We start from the raw sequence: 18,339 nt of genomic DNA, 5'->3' as shown, positions 1-18,339 counted from the left end.
GAGTAGGACGTCGCCAAGCACATAAAGAGCCATTGCTGATTAAACAGCGATGGCTCTTTTGTTGTTTAGATATGGATTTTGGAGATCGAAACCCTATTCATAGTATGCCTTAACTGGGGGTAGCTGCTTATACACGTCTTTCTCTTTTACGAGATCGATAATTCCATGGATGAGAGAAGACATCTCTTTTCCATCCGTACTCTTATCACATTCTGACCATTCATAATGAAGGACACGATTGTTGATGTAAACCGTGAGGTCGTATGCTTCATGCGGCTTTTTATTGCAGGTAGTTGATAGTTGTTTTTCTTCCATGTAATTGCCCAGAACCATTTGCTTGTATATGGCTTGACGTTCTGCAGGAGTAAACTGAAAATCAGATACTGTCGAGGTTTCCCCATTCTGCAGATCCTTTACTAATTTCCCCTCAACTGAATCAATTTGATTGGCTAAATTCACCCCGTATTTTAAGACAAAGTCGAAAGTATCCGTCTGGGAAACATCATAAGGAACCTCAAGAATTTCGATTTCATTTCTGTCCCCACTACATCCTGTCAATTTGTAGTAAAGTAAGTGTTCTCCATCGATTTTTTGTAGCTGATTACAGGTATACTTATTCACTTGAGGTGTACCAAATTTGTCTTGCCTATTATCATATTTCACCCGTATTTCATTTCCCTTATGCTGTAGCACATAAAAGATCGGATCGCCCTCAATCGTGTAATGAACGACTCGTTGGGTACCAGTAGATTTTTCTATAAAGGCATCCAGCTTTTCAATATTCATAATTTTCCCGTGCATACTGATGACATCCTTTTCTTTATCGACATCAGGTTCAGAGCATCCAGCGAGTATAAATGTAAGGAATAGGAGAAAGACAAAGGGGGTAAGGTACCGCAGCTTACTCAAGTGAAAACACTCCCTCTTTCATTATTTTGTTGTAATCTATCCCTATAGACGAAGTGAACTGGAAATAGGTTACAGATATTTGAGAGAAAGTTAGCCTCATAATAAAAGCCATGGATGGCTTCCCGAGGAGGCTATCCATGACTTAAGACTTTTATTTTATCGAGCCTATAGTTCCTAATGTCTCTGACCAAAGGGGACAGTACATAAATCAGCATTACATAGTTGATCGTTTCTAATAAACGTGATTTTTAAATGTACCTGAGGTTCCATCGAAGTTACTATTTCCTCAAACTCATCGTAATTCCGTACCATCGTTTCATTGGCCTGAGTGATAATATCCCCTATATGTAAGATGCCCTCCGCAGGAGTACCCTGACTGATTTGGACTACTTTAACACCATGGGTATCAGCTTCGTGGTAAGTGATATGATTCACTCCGATCCAGCTTTTCCAAAAGGACGACCGTAGGTCTGAACCTTCTTCAAACACTTGTTTCATATTCTTCATAAAACGATAGGTACCATAAGCCATATTTTCCATCGACATTATTCCTAAATCACCAGCCCAAAACCCCGTATATTCGATGCCAACGAGTGTCCCTTTATGATGAGGTTCAAGGGTCCAAATGGTGAGTTCGCCATCTTGATCTGCAATCACGAGCCTGCTGTTCTCAGCAAGCTCCTGAATGGTACCGGTATAGCTGACACCCCATCCATAGTCCAATTCAATGATTCCACCTACTCTAAGGTCGATCGTACAGTTTCTCGTTTCCCAACGGTTACGTTCCTCAGGAATAGTAAGTGCATGCCATACACGCTCTGGTGTCGTTTCAATAATAATCTCGCGTTTAACGGTTGAAAATGATGCCTCCATTCAAGAATCCTCCTCTAAATAGCTTTTCAAATCACTCAGTTTGCTCTCCATGATTAAACCAAGCTCTTGCTGAAGCTGTTCATATTGATGTTGAAATGCATGAGTATTCAGTCGATAGTAGCAGTACTTTCCTTCCCTTCGTTCTAAAATGAGTTGTTCCTCTAATAAAATTGCCAGGTGTTTCTTCACTGCGGGTTGTGAGATAAGGAACTTTTTTACGATTTCATTTTGTGTTTTCTCTTGATGAGCAACCATCTTCAAAATCCGGCGCCGGATAGGATCTGAAATGGCACGGTAAAAATCAGTCATACATAAGACCTCCACATATAACCTTTTGGTTATATGTGGAGTATATTATCCATCTTATGGAATGTCAAGTGGTATAACCGTTGTTAGTAGAATCACGTCCAGATCGCATTCATTGGCATCTAGCGGTATGCATTTGTTACGGCGTACAAAATGTACAAATAAACGAGATGGTTTTATCCGAATTGAAAAAGACCCTCATCCGGAATATTTTTACCTGGCATCGGTTAGACTAACAGAGGAGCCCTTGGCAAAACAAAAAAGTATGCTATAATAAGATTAAAGTCAAAGAAAGTCAAAGTCAGCCGCAACCGATTCAAATAAGAGTTAGCAGGTTAAAAAATAACGTAATGGCAAGGCTCTGTTCGGACGTGTGAGATCATTACGGGCTTAGCGTTTCAAGCAGTGGAGGATGAATGAATATGCGTAATATCTCTGATATTATCGAACAATATTTGAAGGGTATTTTGCAAGAAAGCACAGAGGGAACGATTGAGATCCAGCGCAACGATCTGGCCGAGAAATTCTCATGTGTTCCTTCCCAAATTAACTATGTCATCAGTACCCGCTTTACTTTGGAGAAGGGGTATCTGGTGGAGAGTAAGCGCGGCGGAGGAGGCTATATACGTATACAGCGTATTGAGCTCCCAAAACATACAGCACTTCACCATCATCTGCATCATACAATAGGTGATTTCATTGATCAGACGGTAGCGGAAGGACTGATTTACCAGCTGGAGGAGTCGCGATTTTTAACAACGCGTGAAGCCTGTCTTATGCGGGCAGCTATCTCAAGGGAATGCCTGAATGTAAAGCTTCCTTTCCGGGATGAGCTTCGCGCAAGAATTATGAAGGCGATGCTTGTTTCTTTGTTAGGTAAATGACGCTGTGTTAATTAAGGAGGTCATGAACAATGGTGTGTCAAGAATGCGGTAAACGTCCAGCGACGCTCCATTTCACCAAGATTGTGAACGGAGAGAAGACAGAATTCCATTTCTGTGAGGCTTGTGCCCGGGAGAAAGGCGAATTGATTCCGGGTACCTCTAATGGATTCTCGATTCACAGCCTTTTGTCAGGCTTACTTGACCTCGATCCTGCAGGGAAAGGTCATTCTCCAGGATCAAGTGGTCCCGGGGCTCTCCGTTGTGAGGAATGCGGTATGACCTATTCGCAGTTCAGCAAGCTGGGTAGGTTTGGATGCAGCTCTTGCTATAAATACTTTTCCGATCGTCTGGACCCGCTCTTTAAGAGAGTTCACGGTAACACCACGCATGTAGGCAAGATACCTAAACGCAGCGGTGGCAAGATCCAGGTGAAACGTAAAATCGATGAGCTGAAGAAGGAGCTGCAGTATCGAATCGTGCAAGAGGAATTCGAAGCCGCAGCTGAAATACGTGACCAAATTCGCGAGCTCGAGAAGAGTTTGGCTTAAAATGAAAAGATACTAATGATCTTATAAATAGAGCACCGTAAATCGGATTTTGCAAAATGCTCTGAAGGTAGGAGGAATGCGTGATGTCGAATCTCCGGTTCACTGAGCAAGCGCTCAGCACATGGATGCGTGGAAACGGACAGGATTCTGATATAGTCATCAGCACCCGGGTCAGGGTGGCGCGCAACTTGCAGCATATTCCTTTTCCGCTGCTGGCAACTAATGATCAGTCGGAAGAAGTACTTGAGCGCCTGAGCGGGGTTTTGAAGGACCAGGAACAATTGAAAGAGTTAGGTCCGTTTCATACCATCCGCTTAGATGAAATTGAAGAGCTGGATAAGAGAGTGCTGGTTGAGAAGCATTTGATTAGTCCAAACCTGGCGAATGAGTCCAGAAACGGTGCAGTAATGCTGAATGAGGATGAATCAGTAAGCATTATGATTAATGAGGAGGACCATCTCCGAATCCAATGCCTGTACCCGGGATTTCAGATCCGAGAAGCCTGGGACAGAGCTACAACGCTGGATGATATGTTTGAAAGCCAGGTCGATTATGCATTTGACGATAAAAGAGGCTATCTAACAAGCTGTCCGACGAATGTCGGTACAGGGCTCCGTGCTTCAGTCATGATGCATCTGCCTGCACTTGTGATGACCCAGCAGATCAGCCGCATTCTGTCCGCAGTCTCCCAGGTAGGCCTTACCGTACGCGGCATTTATGGTGAAGGCAGTGAGGCTGTGGGCAATCTGTTCCAGATCTCCAACCAGATCACGCTGGGACAGACCGAATCTGAAATCATAGATAATCTGCACAGTGTGGCTTTACAAATCATAGAACATGAGAAGAATGCGCGTGAACGATTGTTGAGCGAATCGAAGCTGCGGATTACCGATCGTGTCATGCGTTCCTACGGTATATTATCTTATGCCCAGGTCATGGACTCAAAGGAAGCAGCACAGCGATTGTCAGACGTAAGACTTGGGGTTGATCTGGGAATTCTGGATGGGCCTCCAAGCTCCGTGATGAATGAGCTGAACGTCATGACACAGCCTGGTTTTCTGCAAAAAAGATACGGTGAAACATTGAATCAAAATGAGCGGGATGTATACCGGGCAAGATTAATCCGGGAAACATTCAGTAGAGGGCATGAATAAAGCTATCTAATGAGGTATTTTGCAAAATATGAAAAAGCGGTTTAAAATCAGCGGTATATAGAGGGAGCATTGCAAAGCGAATCTATATATTGCACATTAGAACGTCTTGGATATTTTTTTTCGTTATTGCGAGTTGTAAATAATCATTCGTGGAGGTGCAATACTATGATGTTTGGCAGATTTACGGAACGAGCGCAAAAGGTGCTGGCATTAGCTCAGGAAGAGGCTGTGCGCTTGGGTCACAATAACATTGGTACAGAGCATATCCTGCTGGGACTCATCCGTGAAGGAGACGGCATTGCCGCTAAAGCATTGATAGGTCTCGGATTGGGACTTGAGAAGATACAGGATGAAGTAGAAACACTGATCGGCCGCGGACAAGAGCAGCCGACAAATATCGCATATACCCCTAGAGCTAAAAAAGTCATTGAGCTTTCAATGGACGAAGCCCGTAAACTGGGTCATACCTATGTTGGAACAGAGCATATTTTGCTCGGTTTGATCCGTGAAGGTGAAGGTGTTGCAGCCCGAGTGCTCAATAACCTGGGCATTAGCTTGAATAAAGCCCGTCAGCAGGTACTGCAGCTGCTTGGCAGCAGTGAGGCTGTTTCAAGTCATCATGGACAGCCGCAAAATGTAAGTACGCCAACGCTGGATGGTCTGGCACGTGACCTGACGGCGATTGCCAAAGAGGGCAATCTGGATCCGGTTATCGGCCGGAGTAAAGAAATAGAGCGTGTGATTCAAGTGCTTAGCCGCCGTACCAAGAACAATCCTGTTCTGATTGGTGAGCCGGGTGTAGGTAAGACAGCAATCGCTGAAGGACTCGCTCAAAAGATTATCAACAATGAAATTCCGGAAACTCTGCGTGACAAGCGGGTCATGACTCTGGATATGGGTTCCGTTGTTGCGGGTACCAAATATCGTGGTGAATTTGAAGATCGACTGAAGAAGATCATGGATGAAATCCGTCAGGCAGGCAACATTATTCTCTTCATCGATGAGCTGCATACTCTGATTGGTGCAGGCGGTGCAGAAGGAGCAATTGACGCATCCAACATCTTGAAGCCTTCTCTTGCACGTGGAGAGCTTCAATGTATCGGTGCAACAACGCTGGATGAATATCGTAAGTACATCGAGAAGGATGCAGCGCTTGAGCGTCGTTTCCAACCGATTACGGTAGATCAGCCTTCACCGGAAGAAGCGATTCAGATTCTTTATGGATTGCGTGATCGCTATGAAGCCCATCACCGGGTGAAGATTACCGATGAAGCGATTGAGCAGGCTGTAAAATTGTCAGACCGATACATTACAGATCGCTTCCTGCCGGATAAAGCAATCGACCTTATTGATGAAGCGGGCTCGAAGGTACGTTTGCATACGTACACCATTCCGCCGAATCTGAAGGATCAGGAAGCTCATTTGGAAGATATCCGTAAAGAGAAGGATGCAGCTGTTCAAAGCCAGGAATTTGAGAAAGCCGCAGCTCTTCGGGATACGGAGCAGAAGCTCAGAGAAGAGCTTGAAATCACGAAAAATCAATGGAAAGAGAAGCAGGGCCGTACGGATTCCGAGGTCACTCCTGACGATATCGCAGATGTCGTAGCGAACTGGACCGGCATTCCTGTCAATAAATTGAAAGAGGAAGAAACGGATCGCCTGCTTAACATGGAAGATATACTGCACAACCGTGTTATTGGCCAGGAAGAGGCCGTTAAGGCTGTAAGCCGGGCTGTACGCCGGGCACGCGCAGGCTTGAAGGATCCGAAGCGTCCAATGGGCTCATTTATTTTCCTAGGACCAACAGGTGTAGGTAAAACGGAGCTTGCAAGAGCTTTGGCTGAAGCGATGTTTGGTGATGAGAATGCTGTGGTTCGGATTGATATGTCCGAATACATGGAGAAGCATTCAACCTCCCGTCTTGTAGGGGCGCCTCCTGGATATGTAGGATATGATGAGGGTGGACAGTTAACGGAGAAAGTTAGACGGAAGCCATACTCCGTTGTTCTTCTCGATGAAATCGAGAAGGCACACCCAGAAGTATTCAATATCTTGCTTCAAGTGTTGGAGGATGGTCGCTTGACTGACTCTAAAGGCCGGGTTGTTGATTTCCGTAACACACTGATTATCCTTACTTCGAACGTGGGGGCAGAAGCAATCAGACGTAATTCTACCCTTGGATTTACCGCTGTCAGCGATGCAGGCAGAGAATATAACAACATGAAGGATAAAGTGATGGATGAACTGAAGAAGAGCTTCCGTCCTGAATTCCTTAACCGGATCGATGAAATCATCGTGTTCCATTCCCTTGAGGAGAAGCACATCGCGGAGATTGTAAACCTGATGTCTGAAGAGCTTCGCAAGCGTCTGAGCGATTTCAATGTAGATTTCGAGCTTACGGATAAAGCGAAGGCATTCCTTGCGAAGGAAGGGTATGACCCGGCATTCGGGGCAAGACCGCTGCGCAGAGCTATTCAGAAGCATATTGAGGACCGCTTGTCTGAAGAGCTCCTGAAGGGCAATGTCGAGAAGGGCGATGAGCTTCTGATCGATGAGGAGAACGGTGAATTGACTGTTACGAAGAAGGCTAAACAATCTGACGAAACCAAGTCCGAATAATAATAACGCCATCTAGAGAGTGCCCCGCTGGTTTACTTCCGGCGGGGTTTCTTTTTGTAACACATAAAGTTTTTGAATGATCTTTACGAAGAATTATAATAAATGGTAAACTTTGATTAATGCTTGATTTTGAGGGATTTTGACGAATCAAGGCGAAGGTTGCGCATCATAAAGGAGAGCTCATGGCAAAAACAAAAACGAAATTCTTCTGTACCGACTGCGGATATGAATCGCCGAAGTGGTACGGGAAATGTCCAGGTTGTCAGGCTTGGAATTCAATGGTGGAAGAAACAGAGACGGTTATCAAGACACAGGGGATGAATTCTCCTATTTTTCATAGTAAAGAAAAGCCCGTTTCGATCATAAATATAGAAAGTGGTAAAGAACCGCGAATTGAGACCGGTATTACGGAATTGAACCGTGTGCTGGGCGGAGGACTGGTCCCGGGATCTCTTGTGCTTGTAGGAGGCGATCCGGGAATCGGTAAATCAACGCTGCTGCTTCAAACGTCTAATCAGCTTGCCAAAAACGGACTTCGGGTATTATACATTTCAGGTGAAGAATCGGTCCGCCAGACAAAACTTCGCGCGGATCGTCTCGGAGCCTTGTCATCCGAATTATTCGTTCTATGTGAGACTAATCTGGAAACAATTGAGGAAGCGATTGATAACGTACAGCCTCAGTTTGTTGTTATAGATTCAATACAGACTGTTTACCAGCCTGATGTGACCAGTGCACCCGGCAGTGTGGCTCAAGTCCGTGAGTGTACAGGAAGATTCATGCGCATTGCTAAGGTTAAGGGAATTGCAACAGTGCTTGTAGGCCATGTTACGAAGGAAGGCGCTATAGCGGGTCCGAGATTGCTGGAGCATATGGTGGATTGTGTTCTTTATTTTGAAGGGGAACGCCATCACACCTATCGGCTCCTTCGGGCGGTAAAGAACCGATTCGGATCAACGAACGAAATGGGCATTTTTGAAATGGGAGAAGACGGGCTGCGTGAGGTTGGTAATCCGTCAGAGCTGTTTCTGTCAGAGCGTCCCCTTGGTGTTGCCGGCTCAACGGTCGTAGCAAGTATGGAAGGCACAAGGCCTGTTCTGGTCGAACTCCAGGCGCTCATTTCGTCTACTCATTTTCCATCGCCGCGAAGAATGGGCACAGGAATCGATCATCACCGGATGAATCTGATTATTGCCGTGCTTGAGAAACGAATGGGCATGTTCCTTCAAAATCAGGATGCATACCTGAATGTTGCCGGCGGAGTTAAGTTAGATGAGCCTGCGGTAGACCTGGCGATTGCGGTTAGTATCGCTTCGAGCTTTCGTGATATGCCAACCAAGCCTTATGATGTTATATTTGGTGAAGTTGGGTTGACTGGGGAGGTTCGCGCCGTTTCAAGAGTTGAGCAGCGGGTAAAAGAGGCGGAGAAGCTTGGGTTCAAACGAGTTATTATGCCAGAGAAAAGCCTGAAGGGATGGAAGCATCCGAAGGGCATACAAATTATTGGAGTCAATACCGTTGCAGATGCACTAGCTGTTGCGTTAGATTAGGGGGCATACTAAAGTGAAAGAAACGAGCCAACTCGATAAAATGAATGATCTTCTGAAGCTGGTGGCGCCTGGGACGCCATTCCGCGACGGGCTTGAGAATGTGCTTCGGGCAAAGACTGGTGCACTGCTCGTTGTCGGGTACAGTCCAGAGGTTATGGAAGTCGTCGATGGCGGTTTTTCCATCAATTGTGATTTCTCGCCTAACTATTTGTATGAGCTGGCGAAGATGGATGGAGCGATCATATTAAGTGAAGATCTTAAGCGAATTTTATATGCGAATACACAATTGATTCCGGATTCCTCGATTTCTTCTTCCGAGACGGGAATTCGGCACCGTACTGCAGAGCGTGTTGCGAAGCAGACAGGTAAACTGGTTGTATCTATTTCCCAGAGACGGAATATAATTACCTTGTATCAGGGTTCGTTACGTTATGCCCTGAAGGAAATTGGCGTTATTTTGACCAAAGCAAACCAGGCGATTCAAACGTTAGAGAGATATGGAATGGTGCTTAATCAGTCCCTGACCAATCTTTCCGCATCAGAATTTGAAGAGATGGTTACGATTCCCGAGGTTGTGAATGTTATCCAGCGGGTTGAGATGGTGCTCCGTATCAAGAAGGAGATTAAACGGTATATCAACGAGCTGGGTAATGAAGGACGCCTGATCAGTATGCAGATGGATGAGCTGGTCAGCAACATTGAAGAAGAAGCTTGGCTGCTGTATTCTGACTATGCACGTGAATACAGCGAGGAAAAGATTCGTGAAATTATTCTGTCCCTGAAACGATTGACGGATGATGAGCTGCTTGATATTCATCACATTATCCGGATTCTCGGGTATCCGTCATCAGCCGCTGCTTCGGAGGAGGAAATTTCCCCGCGCGGCTACCGGATTTTGAACAAGATCCCTCGTTTGCCTAATGTGATTATTCGTAATCTGGTGGATCGGTTTGAAGATTTGACGACAATTATGTCCGCTACAATTGACGAATTGGATGAAGTTGATGGAATTGGCGAGGTTCGGGCGCGCACGATTAAGGATGGATTGAAAAGATTGCAAGAGCAAGTATTCATTGACAGACAAATGTAAATCTCATACAATCAATGAATGCGAAGAATTAATGAGGTGAATATACAAATGACGAAGTCAATTCCGAACATGTTTACTCTCGGTAATCTGTTTCTCGGAATGATTGGCATTATTTTGGCGACAGAGGGCAAGACCAGTATGGCTGCCATCATGATCATTATTGCTATGCTTCTCGACGGTTTGGATGGGCGCGTTGCTCGTGCACTGAATGCACAGAGTGAATTTGGTAAAGAGCTGGACTCTTTATCCGATGTAATCTCGTTTGGGGTTGCTCCCGCTCTGATTATGTACACGGTGGCTCTCTCGGATCTGAATCATGCATTTGCATGGACGGTTGCCGCTATTTTTCCGATGTGTGGTGCTCTGCGATTGGCACGGTTTAATGTGCGTCCGGGGATTCCAGGATATTTTATCGGTCTGCCCATTCCGGCGGCAGGTGGTGTGCTTTCGACATTAGCACTGTTCCACGAAGAGATTACTGCACCGTATATGATTATTGCCATGTTACTGTTATCTTATCTCATGATCAGCAGCGTTAAATATCCTAACTTCAAAAAAATCGGGCTTCCTAAAAAGGCGATTAAATATACGCCGATCGTGATTATCGTAGCGGTAATCGTGGCGGTATTCTTTCCGGAACAAACCTCTATGCTGATCTTTGTCCCTCTCGTTATTTATGCGGGATACGGCTTGAAACAGAGCTTCCGCAAGCTGAACCGCAGACATCGGGAAGAGGACCATAAATCAGATGAGGCATATCATTCCTCAGACCGTTAATCTATAGCCTAAATATAATAAAAAGCACTTAATTTCTCTGCCTTGCGGCAAGAAGTTAAGTGCTTTTTTTGTTATATGCATTTGAAATGACCAACTGTATTCAAAGGGGCCTAAGACAGATTGAACAAGCCAAGCGTTGAACATTTCTGGGATTCTTTATCCACGACTTCATCCAGTTGAATATCCAGTAAATTGGCCATAGCCGACAAATAGAATAAATTACGGCCAATCTCAGAACTGACGGCTTCCCGGCAATTTTCGCATAATTGACCATTAACGTGGGTACCTGCGAGTTGTTTAGCCTGTTCGAGGTCAGCGCCCATATCGAAGCTTTGCTTCGTGGCATGCAGTTCGATACAGCCGCATTCCGTAATAGCTTTGGTGACAGCGCGATTAACGGACGCATTGCTTTGCCCTGTTTTGGACAGCACATCTAGAAGACTGCGGTGACGGAGCAACAATTCGGAAACTTGATCCTGAAAAGCCTGCAAACTAGGAGCGCTCATGATTATCATCCACCTCGATATCGTTATTATGAATTGTGTTCATTATATTCCAGCCGTTTAGGAGATTTCAACTAAATGAGTCTCTTTATTTTCTTGTTTGAAGAATTTGATGCTCGTGGCTTCAATTTCAGAAAAAAAAGAATGACCACGATTACACCTCTGAAAAATGGACCATACTGGTAATTATACCATGATGAATTGAATTAGGAGGTGTGGGAACTCATGTTAAAAAAAGCTATCTTAGCATTTACGGTATTATGCGGTGCATGGTGTGGATATACGTTATATCAAATGGTGGAGCGGTCGTTCCCCGAAGTATCCTCACTCTTCGGTCAAGGAGTAATTACCGGGGGAAGCGGCATATTTGCACTGCTTGGAGGATTGTTGTTTGGAATGATCACCATTCTGACCGCAGAAAAATTTGACGGGAAGCTTCAAGCTATGATTGCATCCTTCTCACGGATTCCGATGACTGACCTTGCAGCAGGCACAGCAGGATTACTGGGAGGCCTGTTGATATCTTTGCTGTTATCGCCTAGTCTGACATGGCTGGGACAAGGGGGAAGATTTCTTCAGGTAGGTATCACCCTGCTTGGGGGATATGTAGGGCTGCGAATTGGCCTCGAGAAGAAGCAGGAGCTCGCTTCGCTCTGGATGTCTGGAAAATGGAGTCAAGGCACAGAGCCGGAAGCGCGCAGAATTGAAGAGCACAAGATTTTGGATACCAGTGTAATTATTGACGGACGGATTGCTGATATTTGCAAAACAGGATTCATTGAGGGAACCATTGTTATTCCGGAATTCGTGCTCGAAGAGTTACAGCATATCGCAGATTCGTCTGACCTTCTGAAACGGAACCGCGGCCGGCGTGGACTTGATATTTTGAACAAAATCCAGAAAGAACTGGATGTAAAGGTCCTTATTTATGAAGGAGATTTCGAAGAAATTTCCGAGGTGGACAGCAAGCTGGTTAAACTGGCTAAAGTTCTTCAGGGCAAAGTGGTTACCAATGATTTCAATCTGAACAAGGTATGCGAACTTCAGGGTGTGTCGGTGCTGAATATTAATGACTTGGCGAATGCGGTCAAGCCGGTCGTGCTGCCGGGTGAAGAAATCCTGGTCCAGATTATCAAGGATGGCAAGGAGCACGGTCAGGGTGTGGCGTATCTTGATGACGGAACCATGATTGTCGTAGAAGGCGGGCGTGAATATATCGGGTCGATGATGGAAGTGCTTGTGACAAGTGTGCTGCAGACCTCAGCAGGCCGGATGATTTTTGCGAAACCAAAACTATTGGAAAAAGCCCAGTAAACGGGGTATGATGGAAGATGTACATATCCGTTCCCGGTTGTAACGACTAGATTTTACTGCCGGGTGAAGATAGGGGTTTTCGTATGAGTAACAGCTTCGGGGTTGTCATTGTGGCAGCAGGTAAAGGTAAACGAATGGGAACCCGTGAAAGTAAACAATTTTTGCAAATCGAGGGCAGACCCATCGTTGTGCATACATTAGATACTTTTAACCAGTTGCCTTGGCTTGATGAGATCGTTTGGGTTACCGGAAGCGGTGACGTGGATCGCTGTAAAGCCTGGGTGAAGGATTATGGGCTGGACAAGGTGTCGGCAGTGATTCCGGGTGGCAGCGAGCGCCAAGAGTCTGTTTACCAAGGCATCAAGCAAATGAATACAGAATGGGTAATGATTCATGACGGTGTCAGACCATTTGTTACCCGCGAGGAGATCGAGAGCTGCCGTGAGACCGCTTTGCGTGAAGGAGCGGCTGTTCTCGGTGTTCCTGTAAAGGATACGATCAAGCAGGTGAACGGGCAGGGGCTAATTACAGCTACTCCTGAGCGTCATAGTCTGTGGGCTGTTCAAACCCCACAGGCTTTTCGTCTTTCCGACCTGCTGGAAGCCCATGAGTCTGCAGAGCGGGAAGGATTTTTGGGTACCGATGATGCAATGCTCCTGGAAAGAGCGGGACTTCCTGTTGCTATGGCGGAAGGGAAGTATACAAACATCAAGATTACAACACCGGAAGACTTGGAGTATGCCGCATTTTTGAAAAATAAGAAGCTATAAGCAAGGAGAGATACTGATGATTCGAGTAGGCCAGGGATTTGATGTGCATCAGCTTGTGGAAGGGAGGCCATGCATTATTGGAGGGGTTACCATTCCGTATGAAAAAGGTCTGGCAGGTCATTCGGATGCTGACGTGCTCCTTCATGCGATTACAGATGCGATTTTGGGTGCATTAGGGCTCGGGGACATCGGCCGCCATTTTCCGGATACAGATCCGGATTTCAAGGATGCCGACAGTCTGAAGCTTCTGGAGCAGGTATGGGAGATGGCGAAGGCAAAAGGTTACCGTCTAGGCAATGTAGACAGCACCATTATTGCCCAGCAGCCGAAGATGGCCCCATACATTCCTGAGATGACCAAGATTATCGCAAAAGCACTTGAAGCAGACAAAGCACAAGTCAACGTCAAAGCGACAACAACAGAACAGCTTGGCTTTACAGGCCGGGGCGAGGGGATCGCCGCACAATCTATTGTGTGCCTTGTTAAAGGTATGCTATCATCTTGAAAGAATCTTTGAGAAAGCGAACGGAGGGGTTAGAAATGACCGAAGAAGTCCGTGTGCGCTATGCACCGAGTCCAACGGGACATTTACATATCGGCAATGCCAGAACGGCATTATTCAATTATTTATACGCACGCAAGCACAATGGTAAATTTATTATCCGTATTGAAGATACGGACGTGAAACGCAATGTGGCAGGCGGGGAAGAAAGCCAGCTTAAATACTTGAAATGGCTTGGCATGGATTGGGATGAAAGTGTGGATGTAGGGGGCGAATACGGTCCTTATCGCCAGACTGAACGCCTGGACATTTACCGCAAATATTGGCAGGACCTGCTTGATCGCGGATTGGCTTATCGCTGCTATTGCACGGAGGAAGAGCTGGAGAAGGAGCGCGAGGAGCAGACGGCCCGCGGCGAAACCCCGCGTTATTCCGGCAAACACCGGAACCTGACGGACGAACAGTGCAGAGCATTTGAAGCGGAAGGACGGGTTGCCAGCATCCGTTTCCGTGTTCCGGAGGATAAAGTCTATACGTTTGATGACATGGTGAAGGGTACGATCTCTTTCAACACGAAGGAAATGGGCGACTTTGTCATTGTGAAAAAAGACGGTATACCGACATACAATTTTGCGGTTGCCATTGATGATTATCTCATGAAAATCACCCATGTACTCCGGGGTGAGGACCATATCTCCAATACTCCTCGTCAGCTGATGATCTATGAAGCGTTTGGCATGGAGCCTCCGCGCTTCGCTCATATGACTCTGATCGTCGGGGAGAATCATAAGAAGCTGAGCAAGCGGGATGAGTCGATCATTCAGTTTATCGAACAGTATGATCAGCTCGGATACCTGCCGGAAGCCTTGTTCAATTTCATCGCTCTTCTGGGCTGGTCCCCGGAAGGCGAAGAAGAAATCTTCTCGAGAGAGCAGTTAATCGAGATTTTCGATGCGAACCGTCTCTCGAAGAGCCCGGCCGTATTTGATACGAATAAATTAGCGCATTTGAACAACACATATATCAAGCAGGCTGATCCGGACCGGATTGCGGATCTTGCCATCCCGCATTTGCAGCGTGCATCTCGTCTCCCTGCAAAATTGACGCCGGAGGAAGATGCTTGGGCACGCGCGCTGGTAGCTCTTTATCAAGAGCAGATGACATCGGCTTCCGAGATTGTGGATCTGTCTGAAGTATTCTTCCGCACACATCTTGAACTTGACCAGGAAGGAATCACTATTCTTGCCGAAGAGCAGGTTCCTGCTGTGCTGTCAGCTTTCCTCACCAAGCTGGAAAATGCAGAGGAGTTTACGGCATCCACTATTGCTGCTCTGATCAAAGAGGTTCAGAAGGAAACAGGAGTTAAAGGTAAAGGACTCTTTATGCCAATTCGTGTAGCCTTGACGGGGCAGACACATGGTCGTGACCTGAATCAGACCATCTGGCTGCTTGGAAAAGACCGTGTGCTTGACCGTTTGCGTTCCCAGATCAAGGGTGCTTAACAGGTCCTGATCTATCATTGATAACTTCTTGTCAGGAAACGGTCTTTTGGGTAATATATAAACAAGTAAAGATCGAAAAGCTACGATCAGGAGAAGTACGTGTAGTATAAGGCACGATTCAGAGAGGATAACCGGAAGAGAACAAGGAAGCTTGATTCTTCCAGGCTGTGAGTTATCCCGCTGCCGAAAGCGGAAATGCGCCTGTGAGCTGTATGGTTGAAGCGGGATTTCATGCGTTAGATCATACCGGCCGTCACCGTTAACGACTTGAAGTTGGACCGTGCTATCCATCCCTGGCCCTGGGAGGATGTCAGCCGGTTTAAGCAGAGTGGAACCGCGTGTTTGACGCCTCTGCAGCGATGGCTGCAGGGGCGTTTTTTATTGAATATCGATTCTTGTGGGGCGAAATGGGGGAGGAGGTTCGTTCATGTTCAAGAAAATAAAGTCGGATATACGAACCGTATTTGAGAATGATCCGGCTGCCCGAGGGGTTTTCGAAGTGGTGTTCACGTATTCGGGTCTGCATGCCGTGTGGGCGCATCGGATAGCCCATGCCTTGTTCAAACGGCGCTGGTACTCCTTAGCTCGAATGATTTCGCAATTCAGCCGGTTTATGACTGGTATTGAAATACACCCGGGTGCTAAGATCGGCGAGCGGTTTTTTATCGACCATGGGATGGGAGTCGTTATTGGTGAAACCTGTGAGATAGGTGATAATGTCGTCATTTATCAAGGCGTAACCCTTGGAGGCACAGGGAAAGAGAAGGGGAAACGTCACCCTACGATCGGCAGCAACGTGGTTATCGGTTCAGGCGCTAAGGTGCTCGGGTCTTTTACGATCGGCGAGAACAGTAATATCGGCTCCAATGCCGTGGTGCTTCGTGAAGTTCCTCCGAACAGTACGGTTGTCGGTAACCCTGGGAAGATCGTGAAGCAGAACGGTGAGCGTATCCGTGATCGCCTTGATCATACCAATCTTCCTGACCCAATCGTGGACACACTCCGCAGCATGCAGAAAGAAATTGATGAGCTGCGCAGGGAATTAGCACAAAAAACAGATCAAACAGCGGCTTCGGATGCGGAACGTATAGAGGTCCCCTTACAAAGAGATTTACAAAAGCGATAACAGAAAGGATCGTGACCTGATAGATGGCACTTCAAATTTATAACACGTTGACCCGTACCAAAGAGAACTTTACAGCGCAGGAGCCTGGAAAAGTGAGTATGTATGTGTGCGGACCGACGGTTTACGACTATATTCATATCGGTAATGCGCGGCCTATGATCTTTTTTGATGTCGTGCGTGCTTATTTCGAACAGCAGGGTAATGAGGTCAAATATGTCGTTAACTTTACCGATGTGGATGACAAAATGATCCGTAAAGCGGAGCAGACAGGAACAACAGTGCCGGAAGTGGCGGATCGATTTATTTCTGCGTACTTTGAAGATCTGGATGGGCTTGGTATACCGCGTGCGACCATAAATCCTCGTGTTACTGAGAATATGGAGGATATTATCCGCTTTATTGAAGAGTTGATTGAGAGAGGCTTCGCCTATGAAAATGGCGGGGATGTGTTCTACCGGACACGCAAGTTTGACGACTATGGCAAGCTGTCGCAGCAAAAGCTCGATGAATTACAGTTTGGAATCCGGATTGAAGTGGACGAGCGTAAGGAAAATCCGGAGGATTTTGTCCTGTGGAAGGCTGCTAAGCCAGGGGAAATCTTCTGGGAAAGCCCATGGGGTAACGGACGTCCGGGTTGGCATATTGAATGCTCTGCAATGGCCCGCCGCTATTTGGGTGATACGCTGGATATTCATGGGGGCGGACAGGATTTGCAGTTCCCCCATCATGAGTGCGAGGTAGCCCAGTCAGAGGCCTTGACAGGTAAACCGCTGGCGAATTACTGGATGCATAACGGTTATATCCGAATAAACAATGAGAAAATGTCGAAATCTCTAGGTAACGGGGTATTGGTTAAAGATCTGCGTAAGCAGTATACCAAAGAAGCGATTCGCTACTTTATGCTGTCGACCCATTACCGTAACCCGCTGAATTTCAGCGACGAAGTGATGGAGCAGGCTCAGAACAGTGTGGACAGGATCGCGAATGCAGCAGGTAACATCAAGCATCGTCTTGAAACGGCAGTTGGATCTCCGGAAGGTAAAGCGGGAGCTGAGGTCATCTCCAAAATGTCCGATGTGCTTGCTGATTTCCATAGCAAAATGCAGGATGATTTCAATACGCCGGATGCCATTACCGCCATGTTCCAATGGGCGACAGAAGCGAATCATATTCTTCAGAAGGCTTCCGTGCCAGCGGAGGATTTGCAGGCTGTCCTGTCTGTCTTTGAAGAAATGAATGGAGTATTGCGCATTGTGGATACAACGGCAGATGAGCTTCTTGATGAAGATGTGGAACGGTTAATTGAGGAGAGAGCAGAGGCACGCAAAAATAAGGACTGGGCACGTGCTGATGAAATCCGGGATCGCTTACTGGCTGAGGGAATCATCTTAGAGGATACAGCGCAGGGTATGCGCTGGCGCCGTAAATGAGCAGCACAGGCAGCGAGAAATTGGAAGGCGGATGGTTTCCTTATCCTCCTTCCAGGCCTGTCCGTCTCATTCCCCCCATCGTGCTTGCTTACATTGGGGATTCCATCTATGAAATTGCAGTCCGTCAGTATTTGATATCCCTGCCCAATCTTCGCCCCCATCATTTGCATCGCAAGGCCACAAGCCTTGTATCTGCCAAAGCGCAGAGTCGTATATTGTCATTCCTTGAACCAATCTTAACAGAGGAGGAACACGACATTGTACGGCAGGGCCGGAACGCTAAATCCGGAAGTATACCCAAGAATGCTGATGTTCTGGAATATCGGCACGCTACAGCTTTTGAGAGTCTGGTTGGTTACCTTTATTACGCTGGACAACATAAACGACTTCAGGAATTAATTAAGCTGGCTATTGACTATATGGAGAGTCCTGCTGAATCATAGCAGCAGGCAGTGAGAGTATAAATCAAACCGCGGGCCTTG

18 protein-coding genes are annotated in these 18,339 nt (G+C 46.5%); 14 read left to right on the top strand and 4 right to left on the bottom strand.

Features of this window, described 5'->3' with window-relative positions; all coding sequences use genetic code 11:
* Window positions 1–93: 93 nt before the first annotated feature.
* The 3 genes from BN1234_RS07790 to BN1234_RS07780 form a co-directional block, all read right to left on the bottom strand.
* Window positions 94–909, bottom strand: coding sequence for a DUF4362 domain-containing protein (locus tag BN1234_RS07790; protein ID WP_054956098.1), 816 nt, complete (start codon window positions 907–909; stop codon window positions 94–96).
* 174 nt (window positions 910–1,083) lie between these two features.
* Window positions 1,084–1,782, bottom strand: coding sequence for an SRPBCC domain-containing protein (locus BN1234_RS07785; protein ID WP_054956097.1), 699 nt, complete (start codon window positions 1,780–1,782; stop codon window positions 1,084–1,086).
* The gene (locus BN1234_RS07780) at window positions 1,783–2,091 is read right to left on the bottom strand and encodes an ArsR/SmtB family transcription factor (RefSeq protein ID WP_054956096.1); all 309 of its coding nucleotides are present in this window, start codon (window positions 2,089–2,091) and stop codon (window positions 1,783–1,785) included.
* 419 nt (window positions 2,092–2,510) lie between these two features.
* Between BN1234_RS07780 and BN1234_RS07775 the strand changes: the two genes are divergently transcribed.
* The 7 genes from BN1234_RS07775 (at window position 2,511) to pssA (ending at window position 10,710) form a co-directional block, all read left to right on the top strand.
* The gene (locus BN1234_RS07775; RefSeq protein WP_054956095.1) at window positions 2,511–2,972 is read left to right on the top strand and encodes a CtsR family transcriptional regulator; all 462 of its coding nucleotides are present in this window, start codon (window positions 2,511–2,513) and stop codon (window positions 2,970–2,972) included.
* A gap of 29 nt (window positions 2,973–3,001) precedes the next feature.
* Entirely contained in the window at window positions 3,002–3,520 is a 519-nt protein-coding gene (gene mcsA / locus BN1234_RS07770) for a protein-arginine kinase activator protein McsA (protein ID WP_054956094.1), read from the top strand.
* An 83-nt stretch (window positions 3,521–3,603) separates the two neighbouring features.
* Window positions 3,604–4,674, top strand: coding sequence for a protein-arginine kinase McsB (gene mcsB / locus BN1234_RS07765; RefSeq protein WP_054956093.1), 1,071 nt, complete (start codon window positions 3,604–3,606; stop codon window positions 4,672–4,674).
* Between the two features lie 165 nt (window positions 4,675–4,839).
* Window positions 4,840–7,293, top strand: a complete 2,454-nt coding sequence (gene clpC, locus BN1234_RS07760; RefSeq protein ID WP_054956092.1) for an ATP-dependent protease ATP-binding subunit ClpC — start codon at window positions 4,840–4,842, stop codon at window positions 7,291–7,293.
* 182 nt (window positions 7,294–7,475) lie between these two features.
* Window positions 7,476–8,843, top strand: coding sequence for a DNA repair protein RadA (gene radA, locus BN1234_RS07755; RefSeq protein ID WP_054956091.1), 1,368 nt, complete (start codon window positions 7,476–7,478; stop codon window positions 8,841–8,843).
* Window positions 8,844–8,856: 13 nt separating this feature from the next.
* Window positions 8,857–9,933, top strand: coding sequence for a DNA integrity scanning diadenylate cyclase DisA (gene disA / locus BN1234_RS07750; RefSeq protein ID WP_054956090.1), 1,077 nt, complete (start codon window positions 8,857–8,859; stop codon window positions 9,931–9,933).
* A gap of 48 nt (window positions 9,934–9,981) precedes the next feature.
* A complete protein-coding gene (pssA, locus tag BN1234_RS07745) occupies window positions 9,982–10,710 on the top strand; it encodes a CDP-diacylglycerol--serine O-phosphatidyltransferase (RefSeq protein WP_156337170.1) in 729 nt (242 codons plus the stop codon).
* Between the two features lie 110 nt (window positions 10,711–10,820).
* On the opposite strand, the gene BN1234_RS07740 is transcribed toward pssA, so the two are convergent.
* On the bottom strand, window positions 10,821–11,216 hold the full coding sequence (locus BN1234_RS07740; RefSeq protein ID WP_054956088.1) for a nucleoside triphosphate pyrophosphohydrolase family protein: 396 nt from the start codon (window positions 11,214–11,216) through the stop codon (window positions 10,821–10,823).
* Between the two features lie 222 nt (window positions 11,217–11,438).
* On the opposite strand from BN1234_RS07740, the gene BN1234_RS07735 reads away from it, so the two are divergent.
* The 7 genes from BN1234_RS07735 (at window position 11,439) to BN1234_RS07705 (ending at window position 18,300) form a co-directional block, all read left to right on the top strand.
* Complete coding sequence (locus BN1234_RS07735) at window positions 11,439–12,527, top strand: PIN/TRAM domain-containing protein (protein ID WP_054956087.1); 1,089 nt, start codon at window positions 11,439–11,441, stop codon at window positions 12,525–12,527.
* Window positions 12,528–12,610: 83 nt separating this feature from the next.
* Window positions 12,611–13,297, top strand: coding sequence for a 2-C-methyl-D-erythritol 4-phosphate cytidylyltransferase (gene ispD / locus BN1234_RS07730; protein WP_054956086.1), 687 nt, complete (start codon window positions 12,611–12,613; stop codon window positions 13,295–13,297).
* Window positions 13,298–13,313: 16 nt separating this feature from the next.
* Complete coding sequence (ispF, locus tag BN1234_RS07725) at window positions 13,314–13,802, top strand: 2-C-methyl-D-erythritol 2,4-cyclodiphosphate synthase (protein WP_054956085.1); 489 nt, start codon at window positions 13,314–13,316, stop codon at window positions 13,800–13,802.
* Window positions 13,803–13,837: 35 nt separating this feature from the next.
* Window positions 13,838–15,301: a glutamate--tRNA ligase gene (gene gltX / locus BN1234_RS07720; protein WP_054956084.1), complete on the top strand. Its 1,464-nt coding sequence runs from the start codon at window positions 13,838–13,840 to the stop codon at window positions 15,299–15,301.
* A 427-nt stretch (window positions 15,302–15,728) separates the two neighbouring features.
* Window positions 15,729–16,427 (top strand): serine O-acetyltransferase, encoded by a 699-nt coding sequence (gene cysE / locus BN1234_RS07715; RefSeq protein ID WP_054956083.1) that lies wholly within the window; start codon window positions 15,729–15,731, stop codon window positions 16,425–16,427.
* A gap of 23 nt (window positions 16,428–16,450) precedes the next feature.
* Window positions 16,451–17,857, top strand: coding sequence for a cysteine--tRNA ligase (cysS, locus tag BN1234_RS07710; RefSeq protein WP_054956082.1), 1,407 nt, complete (start codon window positions 16,451–16,453; stop codon window positions 17,855–17,857).
* On the top strand, window positions 17,854–18,300 hold the full coding sequence (locus BN1234_RS07705; RefSeq protein WP_054956081.1) for a Mini-ribonuclease 3: 447 nt from the start codon (window positions 17,854–17,856) through the stop codon (window positions 18,298–18,300). Before cysS ends, BN1234_RS07705 begins: the two co-directional genes overlap by 4 nt.
* Window positions 18,301–18,339 lie beyond the last annotated feature (39 nt).

The sequence above is a fragment of the Paenibacillus dakarensis genome (assembly GCF_001373415.1).
GTDB lineage: Bacteria > Bacillota > Bacilli > Paenibacillales > Paenibacillaceae > Paenibacillus_AQ > Paenibacillus_AQ dakarensis.
This window is presented reverse-complemented; position numbering and strand designations above follow the sequence as displayed.